General features: G+C 72.2%; 11 protein-coding genes. 5 read left to right on the plus strand and 6 right to left on the minus strand.

Going from position 1 to position 14461, the window contains the following annotated elements:
• Nucleotides 1-254: 254 nt before the first annotated feature.
• The gene (locus BWI15_RS36115) at nucleotides 255-812 is read left to right on the plus strand and encodes a hypothetical protein (protein WP_077018948.1); all 558 of its coding nucleotides are present in this window, start codon (nucleotides 255-257) and stop codon (nucleotides 810-812) included.
• Between the two features lie 28 nt (nucleotides 813-840).
• Here BWI15_RS36115 and BWI15_RS36120 read toward each other — a convergent pair whose 3' ends face one another.
• A complete protein-coding gene (locus tag BWI15_RS36120; protein ID WP_143466118.1) occupies nucleotides 841-1347 on the minus strand; it encodes a hypothetical protein in 507 nt (168 codons plus the stop codon).
• Nucleotides 1340-3391 carry a hypothetical protein gene (locus BWI15_RS36125; protein ID WP_077018950.1) on the minus strand — a complete coding sequence of 684 codons (2052 nt, stop codon included), beginning with the start codon at nucleotides 3389-3391 and terminating at the stop codon, nucleotides 1340-1342. Before BWI15_RS36125 ends, BWI15_RS36120 begins: the two co-directional genes overlap by 8 nt.
• A gap of 161 nt (nucleotides 3392-3552) precedes the next feature.
• Between BWI15_RS36125 and BWI15_RS36130 the strand changes: the two genes are divergently transcribed.
• Nucleotides 3553-5886 (plus strand): kinetoplast-associated-like protein, encoded by a 2334-nt coding sequence (locus tag BWI15_RS36130; protein WP_237771608.1) that lies wholly within the window; start codon nucleotides 3553-3555, stop codon nucleotides 5884-5886.
• Nucleotides 5887-5958: 72 nt separating this feature from the next.
• Complete coding sequence (locus BWI15_RS36135; protein WP_077018952.1) at nucleotides 5959-6912, plus strand: DivIVA domain-containing protein; 954 nt, start codon at nucleotides 5959-5961, stop codon at nucleotides 6910-6912.
• A 356-nt stretch (nucleotides 6913-7268) separates the two neighbouring features.
• Here BWI15_RS36135 and BWI15_RS36140 read toward each other — a convergent pair whose 3' ends face one another.
• Entirely contained in the window at nucleotides 7269-8162 is an 894-nt protein-coding gene (locus BWI15_RS36140) for an A/G-specific adenine glycosylase (RefSeq protein WP_077018953.1), read from the minus strand.
• A 32-nt stretch (nucleotides 8163-8194) separates the two neighbouring features.
• Here BWI15_RS36140 and BWI15_RS36145 point away from each other — a divergent pair, with 32 nt between their 5' ends.
• Entirely contained in the window at nucleotides 8195-8902 is a 708-nt protein-coding gene (locus BWI15_RS36145; protein WP_077018954.1) for a hypothetical protein, read from the plus strand.
• 876 nt (nucleotides 8903-9778) lie between these two features.
• Here the strand turns inward: BWI15_RS36145 and disA are convergent.
• On the minus strand, nucleotides 9779-10834 hold the full coding sequence (gene disA / locus BWI15_RS36150) for a DNA integrity scanning diadenylate cyclase DisA (protein WP_077018955.1): 1056 nt from the start codon (nucleotides 10832-10834) through the stop codon (nucleotides 9779-9781).
• A gap of 397 nt (nucleotides 10835-11231) precedes the next feature.
• Nucleotides 11232-12170 (minus strand): beta-ketoacyl-ACP synthase III, encoded by a 939-nt coding sequence (locus tag BWI15_RS36155; RefSeq protein ID WP_077018956.1) that lies wholly within the window; start codon nucleotides 12168-12170, stop codon nucleotides 11232-11234.
• Between the two features lie 196 nt (nucleotides 12171-12366).
• Here BWI15_RS36155 and BWI15_RS36160 point away from each other — a divergent pair, with 196 nt between their 5' ends.
• Complete coding sequence (locus tag BWI15_RS36160) at nucleotides 12367-12927, plus strand: dihydrofolate reductase family protein (RefSeq protein ID WP_077018957.1); 561 nt, start codon at nucleotides 12367-12369, stop codon at nucleotides 12925-12927.
• A gap of 118 nt (nucleotides 12928-13045) precedes the next feature.
• On the opposite strand, the gene radA is transcribed toward BWI15_RS36160, so the two are convergent.
• Complete coding sequence (gene radA / locus BWI15_RS36165) at nucleotides 13046-14458, minus strand: DNA repair protein RadA (protein WP_077018958.1); 1413 nt, start codon at nucleotides 14456-14458, stop codon at nucleotides 13046-13048.
• Between the last annotated feature and the right edge of the window lie 3 nt (nucleotides 14459-14461).

A 14461-nucleotide genomic window follows, 5' to 3' on the forward strand; every position in this document is an offset into this window, starting at 1 on the left:
AATCCTCCGGTGCTCGTTGTTCTTCCACCGTGCCGCCGGAGGGCGGTGGAGCGCTTCCGTCCTGCGAGGGGTTCGGCTCCCTCTCGCGGGTGAACCGCGTCCTGACCACGGCCGGATCGGCTGCCGTCGGGTCGGACCGCAACCTTTCGGCGAGCCGCAGGAGGTGGTTGAGCACGGGTATCGGTCACAATGAGTGGGCATCCGTAGCGGCTTCGGTGACGGGGCCGGGCTGCAGGACCGTCGAGGAGACCTGGATGGGACGCCGCAAGCATCGGGGCAAGGCGCTGGTCGCGGGGTGGTGGCGAGTGCTGGCGATCGTGAGTGTGCTGGCGGCGGTGGCGGGGTGGGGTACGGCTGTCGTGACGTCGCGGTCGAACGACGCGTCGCCGGCAGAGAGTGGGCCGCCGGCGGAGAGTGGGCCGCCGGCCCGATCGGTGGAGATCACGACGCCACCGGCCGAAGGTCAGGTATCGGAGGTCGAGCGGGTGTCGGGGGCGGTGCGAGACCTGCAGCCCGGCGAAGTGGTGTGGGTTCTGGTGAGACGGTCCGGAGCGGCCGAGCTGTTCTACCCAGCGGCGGGACCGTGCCCGAGTGTGGGCGACACGTGGGCGTGCCCGCAGGTGCGGATCGGCGGTACGGCGCCGACGGGAACCTTCGAGTTGACCCCGGTCATCGTCGACGGTCAAGGGCAGCAGACGCTGGTCGACTACCTGCGCAGCGCCGGCGTGACGTCCAGCGGCCCCGGGCTGGCGCAGCTTCCCGAGGGTGTCGTCCAGGAAGGTCCGTCGATCAGAGTGTCCCGGGCACGCTGAGCGGCTCTGTTTCTTCCCGAGGGTGAGTTCAGAAGTTCTGGCGCAGGCGCCGGACGGCATCGGCGAGTGACTCGGCGTCGGGCTCGGCCGGGTCCGCGTGATTGGCGACCAGTTGGGCGGCGGCGCAGAGGAGCCAGATCAGGCCGGTGACGACGGCTGTCGAGGGGCCCGGCCCTGGCCAGGTGCCGCTGATCGGGCTGGGAGTGGTGGCCTGCCAACCGCCCGCTGCGTAGACCATCGCGACGACTCCGGAGAGGGCGGGCGCCAGCTGACCTGGCCGCAGAAGCAGTGCGAGCGCGCTCACGACCAGTCCGGCGAGCCAAGTGAGCGCCAGCTTCGGCTGGGTCTCGACGCCGAGCTGCCAGACGGACTGCCCGAGGCGGCGGCTGAAGACCCACGGCAGCAGCAGAGCCACCCCAGCAGCCAGTACGGCGAGCAGCGTCGCCCGGCCGAACCACCTGTGCTGCGCGACCGCCTGCCGTCGCTCCTCTTGCTCCAGCCTGCGCGGCAGCAGCTCATCGGGAAGCTCAGCCATCGGCACCCACCGGCAAGATCCGGTACGACGCCGAGCCGCCGGCGATCTTCCGCTGATCGCACCGGGCAGCTGGCTCACCAGCAGCCGGGTAGGACGCCGCAGCGGCAGCAGCGTCGGGGACGACGAGCACCTGGTCCCCACCACCCGGCGCCACCCCCAGTACGACGGATCCGTCGGCCCGAGCCTCGATACTCGCCACACCGGCGACGCGCCCCGGCAGCGGCCGCAGTACGCCGTCCGGTGTGACGACAGCGGTCTCAGAGTTCCCGCCGAGCCAAAGGTTGCCGCCCACGTCGACGGCGAACGCTCCGACCGTCAACGACGAGCTGGCTGGGTCCCGACTCAACGGGCAGCCGGCCGGAGCGACTCCCGTGAGCTGCACAGGTCCAGCGCCCGGTCGCTGAAGGGCAACTCCCCCCGGACCCGTCTGCCGAGCCACTGTGCCGTCAGGCCCGGCGGAGACCGGGGCGCCGGCACCGGCGATCTGGAACTGGTCCAGTCTCATCCCGACGCGAAGTGCTGAAGCCGGGATCCGCCAAGTGCGCGTGCCACCCCAGATGACGATCGAGTGGTCCGCGTTCCGCTGGGTGAAGGCCGGGCCGGTGCCGGTGGCGAGCACCTCGACGCCCGGCGTGACGTAGTACGTGCCGTCGGGGTTCTGGTGGCGCAGGCTGATGTCGGCGCTCACCAGGTCGAGCGGCACGGACAGCACGGCCCACGGCCGATCGCCGGCTCCACCGGCGAGCAGCAGCATCCGCTGGTCGGTGACGCCGAGCAGAGCCGGGGGAGTCGGGCCATGGGCCAATGTGACCTGGGGAAGCGCGACGTCGTCGGCGTACGCGAAGACTGTCGAGCTCTCCGAGCCGGTGCGGCCGAGCAGCCACGTGCCCGGCGTACCGTCGAGTCGGCCGGCGATCGAGTCGAGCGGGTCCGACGTACCGATCGCAACGCGCATGCCCATCGCGTCCTGCAGTTGGCCCCCGTTGAGGTCCAGGAGCCGGTGCGGCGCACCGGCGACGCCCTCCGGCCGGTACGGCGCTGCTGACGCGTCGGGAACGAGCAGTCCGCCGACCAGCCCGAGCGCGGCCGCTGCCGCGACGACTGGGAGCTGTCGCAAGGGCAGCAAGCTGACCACGACCAGCAGGACGCCGAGTGCCAGCGCGATCCAGGCGCCGAGGCCTGGGCGGTAGCCGACGCCGTCCGGGAGACGCGGGGGAAGCTGCATGAGGGCGTACAGCGTGCCGGTGATAGTCAGCGCTCCGGTAGCGGCAGCAGCAGTACGTCGTACTAGCCGGGCGCGGGCAACCAGAGTCGTGAGAGCCAGTACCGCGACGAGCACTGCCCACGGAACCGCAGAGGGAAGTTCCCAGAGCTGTGCGCGGAGCAGACCGGCCTCGGCGCCCGCCGGACCGAGCGCGACGGGGTCGACCAGCTCGCGCCAGGGCAGCACCGTCGAGAGCAAGAGGAGTGCCGAGGCGGCCGCCGGGACGAGGGCCGCGGTCGCTCCTCGAGCCGGCCGAACGGGGACGAGATCGCAGAGATGGACAAAGGTTGCCCGCAATTCGGACTGGTTCAGAGGTTCGTCGGCGACCGATTCGCCGCGGTCCCGCAGGACCCCGCGGGCCGGGAATGGGCGAGTCGCCCAGTGTGCGCAGACCGCCACTGCCAGCGTTCCGCCGACGAGCGTGCCGATCACAGCCGGTGAAGTGGAGCAACCCGATCGGCCCTGAACCACCAGACCAGTCCAGATCGCTGCGGTGAGCACGGCCAGTCCCGGCGCGGCCCAGCCGCGCACTCGGCGCCGTACCGTCAATCGGTCCGCCCACAAGCGATCCGCGAGCACGACGGCGACCAGCGCGACCGGCAACGCGAGCGCCGGACCACGTCCGTCGACTGGTTGGGTGGTGGCTCGCCACAGGTAACAGCCTGTGCTCGCCGAGCCCGGCAGCAGCACCGAAACCGCTGTGACCACAGCGAGTGCGGCCAGCGCGAGGCCGTGCCACTCGGTCCGCCGGATGGCCGCGCGATGCCGCAGCGTCTCCACCTGTAACAGGCCCGCCGCTGCCTGCGATTCAGTGGGAAGATCACGCAACGGCATAAAAAAGAAGCTACCCGTAGCCGGATGTGGCTCGTTGTAAGAGCATGACTGCGCCAAGTGGACCCGGACTGTTGGAGAGGGGGCCGGAGATGGAATCATCTCGTCGCATGGACGCACCGCGTCTGCCCCTGACCCAGGAACCGGTCGTCGACGCCGGTTCCTTTGGCGTGCGGCAAGCGGGCGGCGTCCTGGAGCGCGCGCAGCGGATCGCGGACACCTTGCGCGAGCAGGCCGAGCACGAGAACGACACCGCTCTGCGCGAAGCCGAGCGGGTCCGGGCCGAGGCCGAGCAGCTCCGGACCGAGGCCGAGGCGGAGGCGCGGAAGGTGCGCGCCGACGCGGCGGCGGCCGCCGAGCGCCTGCTCGCTGATGCGGAGCGCCAGGCCGAGCAGCTGCGCACCGAGGCCGAGACCGCCTCCGAGCGGGTCCGCTCCGAGGCGAGCGAGGAGACCGAGCAGCTACGCGCCACGGCCGCCGCCGAGGTCGCGAAGCTGCGCGCCGACGTCGCAGCCGAGGTGAAGCGGCTGCGCGACGAGGCGACGGCTGAAGCGGAGCAGGTTCGCTCCGAGGCAGCCGGTACGGCGGAGCGCCTGAAGGCCGACTCGGAGTCGGCCGCCGAGCAGTTGCGCGCGGAGGTCGCCGAGGAGGTGGCCCGTCGCCGGAGCGAGTCCGAGGCCGCGGCGGACAAGCTGCGCACGGAGACCCAGACCACGGCGGACGAGTTGCGGGCCGAGTCGCAGGCCGCGGCGGCCCGGCGGATCGCCGACGCGGAGGCCGAGGCCGACCGGATCAGGACCGCCGCCGACGAGCACCGCGCCCAGGCCGAAGCCGCCGCGGAGCAGGTCCGGACCGAGTCGGAGGCGACGGCGGAGAAGTTGCGCGCCGAGTCCGAGCAAGCGGCGGCCGAGCTGCGCGCCGAGTCCGAGGCGGCGGCGGCCAAGCTGCAGGCCGACTCCGAAGCCGCGGCGGCCGCGCTGAAGACCGCGTCGGAGGCCGAGGCGCAGAAGCTGCGGGCCGACGCCGAAGCGGAAGCCCAGCAGCTCAAGGCCGCGACCCAGGCCGCGGTCGACCAGCTCACCGCGGACTCCGAGGCCGCGGCCGCGCGGCGGATCGCCGACGCGGAGAAGGAGGCGGCCCGGCTCAAGGCCGAGGCCGACGACCTGCTCGAGCAGGCCCGCGAAGCCCGCGAGGCCGCCGCGCAGAACGTCGAGCGCGCCGGCCGGGAGGCGCAGCAGCTGGTCGCCGACGCCGGTGAGCAGGCCGCGCTGGTGTCGCAGGCCGCCGCCCGCGCCGAGGCCGACCTGATCGCGCGGGCCGAGGCCGAGGCCAAGGAGCTGCGCGACGCCGTCGAGCTCGAGGTCGAGACCGCCCGGGACAAGGCCCGGACCGAGATCGCCGAAGCGCACGCCGAGATCGAGCGGCTGCGCGGCGAGAACCGGGCCGAGCTCGAGCGCCGGACCGCCGAGCTGGAGGAGACCGAGCGGGCCAAGCTGGCCGCGATCTCGCTGGAGATCGACAAGCTGCGGACCGAGGCGCTGGAGGACATCGCGCGGCGCAAGTCCGAGGCCGAGTCGGCCAACGAGCGGCTGATGGCCGACGCCCGGGCGCAGGCCAAGCTGGTCGTCGACAGCATCGAGGCGGACCGGCGTACGGCGACCGCGGAAGCGCAGCGGATCGTCGAGGAGGCCAACAAGACCGCCGAGGCGGCGTTGGCCGAGGCGGAGAAGCAGACCGCGTGGACCAAGAAGACGGTCGACGAGCTGGTCGCGGCGGCCGAGTCCGAGGCGCTGGCGATCCGGGAGAAGGCGCAGACCGAAGCGACCGAGCTGCTGCGCGCCAAGCGGGCCCACCTGCGGCGCGTGATCAGTCGCTCGACCAGCCGGCTGAAGGCCACCCAGGAAGAGATCACCCGGCAGAACGCCGAGCAGACCATCCAGGCAGACGCCGCGCTCAAGCAGGCCACCGCGCAGGCCGAGGCCGCGATGGAGGCGGCCAGTCAGCAGGCCGAGCGGGTCACCGTGCAGGCGCAGGCCAAGGCGGAGCGGCTCAAGGCCAGTGCCGAGGCGGAGGCCAAGGAGATCGTCGAGCGGGCCAACCGCCGGGTCGCCGAGGCCGAGGCGAGCACGCAGGTGCTGCGCGAGCGCGCGGCCAACGACCTGGCCGACGCGCAGCGCCAGTCGCACGACCTGATCCGCAAGTCCCGCGCCGAGGCCCAGCAGCTCGAGGCGCAGGCCCGGGCGCACGCCGACGAGCTGCGCTCGCAGGCCCGAAAACTTCTCGCCGACGCCGAGGCGAGGGTCGCCGCGCTGAACCAGCGCCGCGACGAGATCACCAAGGAGCTCACTCAGCTTTCGGGTGTGATCGAGGCACTCGCTGTACCCGGCTTCCGCGTTGATGGTGGAATGTCCTCCAGCGAGGGTTCCACGGGGGAACCAGGATGAGGACGTGACAGCCAGATCCTTGTCAGTGACAATGTGTGATCCACCCACCCACCGAAGTGAGCATCAGAAGACATGAGCAGTGAAGCCCCAACCCCGTTCCGCACCGTTCTGCGTGGCTACGAGCCTGCCCAGGTGGACCAGCACGTTCGGGAGCTGACCACCTCGCTGACCGCGCTGCAGCAGCAGTCCGAGCAGCTGCAGCGGCACGTCCAGGAGCTGCAGGCCCGGACCGACGCGGCCGAGGCGGCGGTGATTTCCGCCCAGAACGACGACAAGGACCGGACGCCGACGTTCACCGAGTTCGGTGAGCGGGTCGCCAAGATCCTGTCGCTGGCCGACGACGAGGCGCGGGACCTGGTCACCCGGGCCCGCACCGACGCGGAGGCGATCGTCGCCGACGCCGAGGCGCACGCGAAGAAGGTCCGCAAGGAGGCCGAGCAGTACTCCCTGGACTGGAAGAGCGAGGTCGACGCCGAGGCCGCCCGGATCCTCGAGGAGGCCCGCACCCAGGCCGACGACATGCGCGACGAGGCCGAGCGCGACGCGAATGCGCGGCGCAGCGAGGCGCAGGCCCTGTACGAGCAGGAGCGGGCCAAGTCCGCCCAGGCCGCGGCCGCCTTCGAGACCACTCTGGCCGAGCGCCGGGGCAAGGTCGAGCAGGAGTTCGCCGCCCGGACGGCGCTGGCCGAGCAGCAGCTGGCCGCGGTCACCGACCGCGCGGCCCAGGTGCAGCGCGAGGCCGACCGGTCCCGCAGCGAGGCGGAGCGCCTGGCCCAGCAGCAGCTGGCCGACGCGAACCGTCAGGCGCAGGAGATCGTCGCCGCCGCCAAGGACAAGGCCGAGCGGATCCGCGCCGAGTCCGAGCGTGAGCTCGCCGCCGCGACCCAGCGTCGCGACAGCATCAACGCGCAGCTGACCAACGTCCGCCAGATGCTGGCGACGCTGTCCGGCAGCCCGGCGATGCCGCTCGACCTGCTGGCCGACGACGACGACGAGACGGCCACGTCCAGCAGCAAGAAGAACTGAGCAGCCTCACCCCTGCTCGACCGCACCGAGGCCGGCTCTCCCCCAGGGGAGAAGCCGGCCTCGAGCATGCCCGGACTCCACTCGCAGCCCGACCTACCGGCCCGCCGGCTCCGTCCCGCTGGCTCCGACCGCCGCCCCGTCCCGCTGGCTCCGTCCCGCCGGCCCCGACCGCCGCCCGGTCCGGCCAGCTCCGTCCCGCCGGCCCGGCCCGTCGGCCGCGTCCCGCCCCGACCGCCGCTCCCAGACCCGTCGCCTCCCGTCGCGTGCCCGTCCCATCCGGTCGCGTCCCATCCCGTCCCGCCCCCCGTCGAAACGGCGTGGCGCGGGCGGCAGGCGGCGATGCGCGGGGTGGGCGGCTAGTGGGGGAGTCGGTAGCGATTCCGGCGGAGTGGTTCGACGAGTCCGTCGGCGACCAGGCCGTCGAGGGCGCGTTCGCGCTGCACCTGGTCGGGCCAGCTGGCGTCCAGGGACTTCTTGGCCACCGGGCCGGAAGCAGCACGCAGTACGGCCAGGAGCCGGCCCCGGACCTGGCGGTCGGTGCCTTCGTAGGTCTGGCCCTTGCGCGGCGGTCCGTCGTACGGCGGGGAACCGGCCAGGACCCACGCGCACTGCCTGCTGATCGGGCACTCGCCGCACCGCGGGATGCGGGCCGTGCAGACCAGCGCGCCGAGCTCCATCGTGGCGACAGCCCAGCGGGCCGCAGTGGCCTCGTCTGCAGGCAGAGCGGCGACGGCCAGCCGCTGGTCCGCAGCAGTCGGGGAGATGGTCGGCTGCGCGACGCCGGTGAGCGCGCGAGCGAAGACCCGTCGCACGTTGGTGTCCACCACCGCGTGCCGCTGACCGAAGGCGAACGACGCGATCGCTGCCGCCGTGTAGGTCCCGACCCCGGGCAGTGCGAGCAGTGCGGCGTGGTCGTCCGGCACCTCGCCGCCGTGCAGCTCCACGATCGCCCTGGCGGCCGCGTGGAGCCGGAGAGCCCGCCGTGGGTAGCCCAGCCGGTCCCAGGCGCGCACAGCCTCACCAGGCGGCTCGGCGGCGAGGTCACCCGGTTTGGGCCACCGCCGCATCCACTTCTCGTACGCCGGCAGCACCCGTGCGACCGGTGTCTGCTGCAGCATGAACTCGCTGACCATCACCGCCCAGGCGCCGGCGTCCGGCTCGCGCCAGGGCAGCGTGCGGGCGTTGGCGGCGTACCACTGCAGGACGGGGGTGTGCAAGGCGGATGCGAGGGGGAGCGGCGAGTCTGACATGTCGGGCTCAATCCTGACACTAAGGTGCGGACATGAGCAGCCTGCTCCGTCCGGTCGGGCACCTGCCTGCCAGCGTCTACTGGTTCCGCAGGGGCCTGCTGCTCGTCGCCCTGGTGGTCGTGCTGGTGCTGTTCGGCCGGCTGATCGGCGGAGGCGGCGACAAGCCCGAGAACACAGCGGCCGGCGGACCGCAGCAGGGGCAGACCTCCGGAGCCCCGGTCGACCCGACCAGTACGCCGTCCACCGACGAGCAGACACCGGTCGAGACCCCGCGGACCACCGGCAAGCCGACCACGAAAACCTCGGCCAAGCCGAGCACCTCGGAAACGCCGGAGACACCCGAGCCGCCGAAGGACTGCGCCGGACGCGACGTCCGGGTGGCCGTACTGCCCGCCGTCCGGTCCATCGCCAGCGGTGGTTCGCTGAACTTCTCCGTCCAGCTCAGCGCCGTCCGGGGCGAGTGCAAGGCGGCGATCGACCCGGCCCTGCTGTCGCTCACCATCACCTCCGGTGCCGACCAGATCTGGTCCACCACGCAGTGTGAGCAAACCGTGCCCCGGGCAACCTTCCTGGTTGCTAAGGGCAAGCAGTCCACCAGCGTGATCGGCTGGGACGGACGCCGCTCCGCCCCCGGCTGCCTGCCCGGCCAGCCGCAGGCCAAGCCCGGAACCTACGTGGCCAAGGCCGCGTACGACGGCCAGGCGTCGGCCGCCCAGGCCTTCTACGTAGTCGCTTCCTAGTCGGCCTCGACCGTTACCCCTGGGTGCAACGCCTCAGGCAGTTCGCCGCTGAAGCTCACACCCTCCGCTGAAGCACCACCAGGCGCCGCCGCAGGTTCGCCGCCAGCCGCGACTCCATCAGTACGGCGATGCCGCGCTGCCCAGTACCGCGCCGACCTGTCGCGTCGTGTTGTAGACCCCGGCGCCCGCGCCGGCCTGCCGCGTCGTGTTGTATGCGCCGGCCTGGTGGTACGGCAGGTTGCGCGTCGCCGTGGTCCCGATCGGCGCCTACATGAAGCCGTTTTGCCACGCCCAGCAACGCGATCGGCAGCAGCACCTCCCAGCTCGTTCCACCCCCACTATTCCTCGCGACCTATTCCACGTGGAGAACCTCGGTCACTGTGCTGGAAGCAAGTCGGCAGCGTCACCCGGCGGCGGCCCGGCGCATTTGGTGGGTTCACCCACCGCCGCGGCCCTTCGCATTTGGTAGGTGAACCACGCGGCCCTGCGCATTTGGTGGGTGAACCCACCGCCGCCTTGCGTATTTGGTGGGTGAACCCACGAAATGGCCCGTTGACCCACCAGAATTCGGTAGGCCAACGGGCCGGCTCGTGGGTTCACCCACGAAATGCGGAGGAGGGCGCGGGGCGGCGCGGGGGCGGGCGGATGGATCAGGCGGACCAGGCGGGTCAGCCGGATCAGGCGGATCAGGCGGTCAGGCGGTCAGGCGGATCAGGCGGTCAGGCGGTCAGGCGGGACCAGGCGGACACCGGCTGCGACGTCGCATCGTCGACGTCGTCCCGGACAGACGCCGGGCAGTTGGATCTCGTCCGGATCCAGCTCACCACGCTCGTCGGCGGAACCGGGCAGGCGGCTGACTCGAGCGAGTTCGCTCGGTCAGACGTAGCGTTCGAGGATGCTGGACTCCGCCAGGCGCGACAGGCCCTCGCGGACTGTGCGGGCGCGGTTCTCGCCGACGCCGTCGACGGTTTGCAGGTCGTCGATGCTCGCGGCGAGCAGCTTCTGCAGGTGGCCGAAGTGCTCGATCAGGCGGTCGATGACCGCACCGGGCAGGCGCGGCACCTTGGCGAGCAGGCGGTAGCCGCGCGGGGTGACCGCCGCGTCCAGCTGCTCGGCCCCACCGAGCTGCAGGGCCCGGGCGACCTGGCCGATGTCCAGCAGGTCGGTCGGGCTGACCGCGTCCAGCTCCAGCAGTACGTCGTCCGCGGTCTTCGCCTTGCGGCCGGTCGCGGGCGGCAGGTAGTCGCGCACGACCAGCTCGCGCTCGCCCGCGACGCCGGCGACCAGTTCGTTCAGCTGGAGGGTGAGCAGCCGGCCGTCGGTGCCGAGCTCGACCACGTAGCCGTCGATCTCGGTCGCGATCCGGCGGACCATCTCCAGCCGCTGCGCGACGGCGGCGACGTCCCGCACGGTGACCAGGTCCTCGATCTCCAGCGCGGACAGCGTGCCCGAGACCTCGTCGAGGCGCAGCTTGTACCGCTCGAGGGTGGCCAGCGCCTGGTTGGCCCGGGACAGGATCGCGCCGGAGTCCTCCAGCACGTAGCGCTGGTCGTCGACGTACAGCGCGATGATGTGCATCGACTGCGACACCGAGATGACCGGGAAGCCGGTCTGCCGGGCGACCCGGTCGGCGGTCCGGTGCCGGGTGCCGGTCTCCTCGGTGTGGATCGACGGGTCCGGCATCAGGTGTACGGCGGCGCGCAGCATCCGGCTGACGTCGCGGTCCAGGATGATCGCGCCGTCCATCTTGCTCAGCTCGCGCAGGCCGGTGGCGGTGAACTCGACGTCGATCGCGAACCCGCCGGTGGAGATGGAGTCGACGGTCTTGTCATGACCGAGGACCAGCAGGGCGCCGGTGCGGCCCCGCAGGATCCGTTCCAGGCCTTCGCGCAGTTCGGTGCCGGGTGCCACGGCCGCCAGCGTCGCGCGCATCCGGGCATCGGTGCTGTTCTTGTCGGAATTGGGGGCCACGGTCCCTGAGTCTATGCGGGTCGGCGGCGCGGTGTGAGCGAAAGGCCTCCGGAGCGAGCGCTCCGTCCGGGGTGGTTCGCCCAGCGCTTGCAAACGCCCGTGCATCCGAATGTGCACCCGATGCGTGCAACTGATTTTCCCGCGTGAAGCTCCGGCGCCGACGGGTTCGCCGCGCGACCGGAGCGCTCACCGGTCGACGAACCACCCGGCGACCGCCCGGCCGAAATTTCTCACCCCGTACGGCGCGTCACCCCGGTACGGCGCGTCACCCCGGTACGGCGCGTCCCGCAGGCCGGAGCGCCGACGGCCGCGCCGAGCCGGACGAGGTGCTGGTGCGCATCGAGACGGTCGGCGCAGGTCACGGGCAGCGGATGATCTGGCCCGCGTACGACAGACCGCCGCCGAAGCCGAACAGCAGGACCGGGGCGCCGGCCGGGATCTCGCGGCGCTCGATCAGCTTGGACAGTGCGATCGGGATGCTGGCCGCCGAGGTGTTGCCGGACTCGATCACGTCGCGGGCGACAACCGCGTTGACCGCGCCGAGCTTCTTGGCCAGCGGCTCGATGATGCGCAGGTTCGCCTGGTGCAGGACGACGCCGCCGAGTTCCTCCGGGGTGACCCCGCCCTTCTCGCAGACCTCCCGCGCGATCGTCGGCAGCTGCGTCGTGGTCCAGCGGAAGACGCTCTGTCCGGCCTGGGCGAACTTGCCGTCGGGTCCCTCGATCCGGACGGCGTCCGACATCTCCGGCACCGAGCCCCAGACCACCGGCCCGATCTCCGGCTCGTCACTGGCAACCAGTACGGCCGCGCCCGCGCCGTCGCCGACCAGCACGCAGGTGGTCCGGTCGGTCCAGTCGGTGAAGTCGGACAGCTTCTCGACGCCGATCACCAGTGCCTTGGACGCCGCTCCGGCGCGGATCGCGTGGTCGGCGGTGGCCAGCGCGTGGCTGAAGCCCGAGCAGGCCGTGTTCACGTCCAGCGCGGCCGGGTGGCCGAGGCCGAGCCGCGCCGCGACCCGGGCGGCGATGTTCGGCGAGCGGTCGATCGCCGTACAGGTGGCGACCACGACGTAGTCGATCTCGGCCTTGTCCAGGCCGGCGTTCGCGATCGCCTTCTCCGCGGCCCGCCAGGCCATCTCGTCGACCTGCTCGTCGGGCGCCGCGATCCGGCGCTCCTTGATCCCCACCCGGCTCTGGATCCACTCGTCGTTGGTCTCCACCATCGTGGCGAGCTCGTCGTTGGTGAGCACCCGCTCGGGCTGGTAGTGGCCGAGCGCGACAACTCTGGATCCGGTCATGGAAGGCTCCTTCGTGGGCGGCCGCGGGGAGGAGTGGGCCGCCCTCCAGAGTACGTAACGGCCAACCAGGGTGTGGACACCCGTCTCATGGTTGTGAGCGGTACCACAACGTCTTCCGCGGCATGTCAAAGCCGGGGGCACGGCTCCGACCGAGGGGTGTCAGGCAGGACCGGCAGCGCGGATCAGGAGCACACCCATGAGCAAGATCGTCCACTACGTCCACACCTCGCTCGACGGTTTCATCGAGGGCCCGAACGGCGAGTTCGACTGGCCGATGATGGGGCCGGAGCTGTCGGCGTACTCGTTCGGGCTGCACGATCGGGCCCGCACGTTCCTGTACGGGCGGCGGGTGTGGGACATGATGGCCGGCTACTGGCCGGACGTGGAGTCGATCTCGGACGACGCGCACGACCTGGCCTTCGCGCCGATCTGGCGGGAGGCGGCGAAGATCGTGGTGTCGACCACGGTGGACAGCGCCGGCTGGAACACGACGGTGGTCCGCACGGTCGACGAACTCGCCAAGCTCAAGGACCGGGCCGGCAGCGATCTGCTGCTGACGGGTGGGGCGGGCCTGGCGGACGCGCTGACCGAGGCCGGGTTGATCGACGAGTACCACGCCGTGGTGCACCCGGTCCTGCTCGGGGGCGGCAAGCGGCTGTTCGCCGAGGGCCGGGCCCGCCGCCCGCTGCGGCTGGTCGAGACGCGGATGCTGGACAACCGGACCGTCCTGTCGGTGCACGCGCTGACCGAGAGCTGAACCGGACGGCTAAGCCGGCGCCGGGGACCACCCCGGCGTGACCCGAGGGCGGCGCCGGGGACCACCTCGGCGTGACCCGAGGGCCGCGCCGAGGATCTGGCCGGCGAGCGACCGTCGGTCAGAGGATCCCGGCGGCGTGCATCGCGGCCCGGATGTCGCCCGCGGCGAAGACGCGCAGGCCGTACTTCGCCTGCATGTCCAAGGGTTTCAGGTCCTTGCCCCGGTTCGGCACGTCGGCGGGCACGATCGCCTTGGTGAACCCGAGCCGCGCGGCTTCGGCCAGCCGCTTCTCCAGCCCGCCGACCCGGCGCACCTCACCGGCCAGGCCGACCTCGCCGATCGCGATCAGGCCGGGGTGGATCGGCTTGTCGGTGACCGAGGACGCGACCGCGATCGCGACCGCCAGGTCGGCGACCGGCTCGGTGATCTTCACCCCGCCGACGGTCGCGACGTACACCTCGTGGTCGTGCAGCTTCACGCCCGCGCGGTTGCCCAGGACGGCGAGCACCATCGCCACCCGCGACGACTCCAGCCCGGACGTCGTGCGCCGGGGCTGCGGCGCGGACGACGGGCCGACCAGCGCCTGCACCTCGGCGAGCAACGGCCGGCGGCCCTCCATCATCACCGTGACGCAGGTCCCGGCGACCGGCTCGGAGTGCTCGGAGACGAACAGGCCGGTCGGGTCGCTGACCTCGACGATGCCGGTGTCGACCATGTCGAAGCAGCCGACCTCGTCGGACGGGCCGAACCGGTTCTTGGTCGCGCGCACCATCCGGAACCCCGAGTGCCGGTCACCGTCGAACGCGAGCACGACGTCGACCAGATGCTCCAGCATCCGCGGCCCGGCGATCGCGCCGTCCTTGGTGACGTGGCCGACCAGCACGACCGCGATGTTGCGCTCCTTGGCCAGCCGGACCAGCGCGCCGGTCACCTCGCGGACCTGGGTCACCCCACCGGGCGCACCGTCGACCTCGGGGTGCGCCATCGTCTGCACGGAGTCGATCACCAGGAACGACGGCTCGACGGCGTCGACCTGACCGACGACCGCGCCGAGGTCGGTCTCGGCCGCCAGGAACAGCTCGTCGACCAGCGCGTCGGTGCGGCCGGCCCGCAGCCGGACCTGGGCGGCGGACTCCTCGCCGGAGACGTAGAGCGTGCGATGCCCGTTGCGCGCGGACTGGGCCGCGACCTCGAGCAGCAGCGTCGACTTGCCGACGCCGGGCTCGCCGGCCAGCAGGATCACCGCACCCGGGACGACGCCGCCGCCGAGCACGCGGTCGAGCTCGCCGATGCCGGTCGGGCGCGACTCGGCTTCGACCGCGGACACCTGGGCGATCGGCATCGCGGGCGACGACACCGGGCCGGCGGTGATCCGCGCGGCCTTCGGCGCACCGACCTCGACGACCGTGCCCCAGGCCTGGCACTCGCCGCAGCGGCCGATCCAGCGCGCCGCTGTCCAGCCGCACTCCGAGCACTGGAACGGCGATTTGCCCGCTGCCTTCGCCTTGGTCTGCCCCGTCGCCTTCACCATGAC

Origin of the sequence: Kribbella sp. ALI-6-A, assembly GCF_001984195.1 — a bacterium.
Taxonomy (GTDB): Bacteria; Actinomycetota; Actinomycetes; order Propionibacteriales; family Kribbellaceae; genus Kribbella.

Bases quoted from the DNA above. Each gene is read 5' to 3' on its own strand.
- BWI15_RS36115 (WP_077018948.1), top strand. From the start codon at position 255: ATGGGACGCCGCAAGCATCGGGGCAAGGCGCTGGTCGCGGGGTGGTGG.
- BWI15_RS36120 (WP_143466118.1), bottom strand. From the start codon at position 1,347: ATGGCTGAGCTTCCCGATGAGCTGCTGCCGCGCAGGCTGGAGCAAGAG.
- radA (WP_077018958.1), bottom strand. From the start codon at position 14,458: ATGGTGAAGGCGACGGGGCAGACCAAGGCGAAGGCAGCGGGCAAATCG.
- BWI15_RS36130 (WP_237771608.1), top strand. From the start codon at position 3,553: ATGGACGCACCGCGTCTGCCCCTGACCCAGGAACCGGTCGTCGACGCC.
- disA (WP_077018955.1), bottom strand. From the start codon at position 10,834: ATGCGCGCGACGCTGGCGGCCGTGGCACCCGGCACCGAACTGCGCGAA.
- BWI15_RS36155 (WP_077018956.1), bottom strand. From the start codon at position 12,170: ATGACCGGATCCAGAGTTGTCGCGCTCGGCCACTACCAGCCCGAGCGG.
- BWI15_RS36145 (WP_077018954.1), top strand. From the start codon at position 8,195: ATGAGCAGCCTGCTCCGTCCGGTCGGGCACCTGCCTGCCAGCGTCTAC.
- BWI15_RS36160 (WP_077018957.1), top strand. From the start codon at position 12,367: ATGAGCAAGATCGTCCACTACGTCCACACCTCGCTCGACGGTTTCATC.
- BWI15_RS36140 (WP_077018953.1), bottom strand. From the start codon at position 8,162: ATGTCAGACTCGCCGCTCCCCCTCGCATCCGCCTTGCACACCCCCGTC.
- BWI15_RS36135 (WP_077018952.1), top strand. From the start codon at position 5,959: ATGAGCAGTGAAGCCCCAACCCCGTTCCGCACCGTTCTGCGTGGCTAC.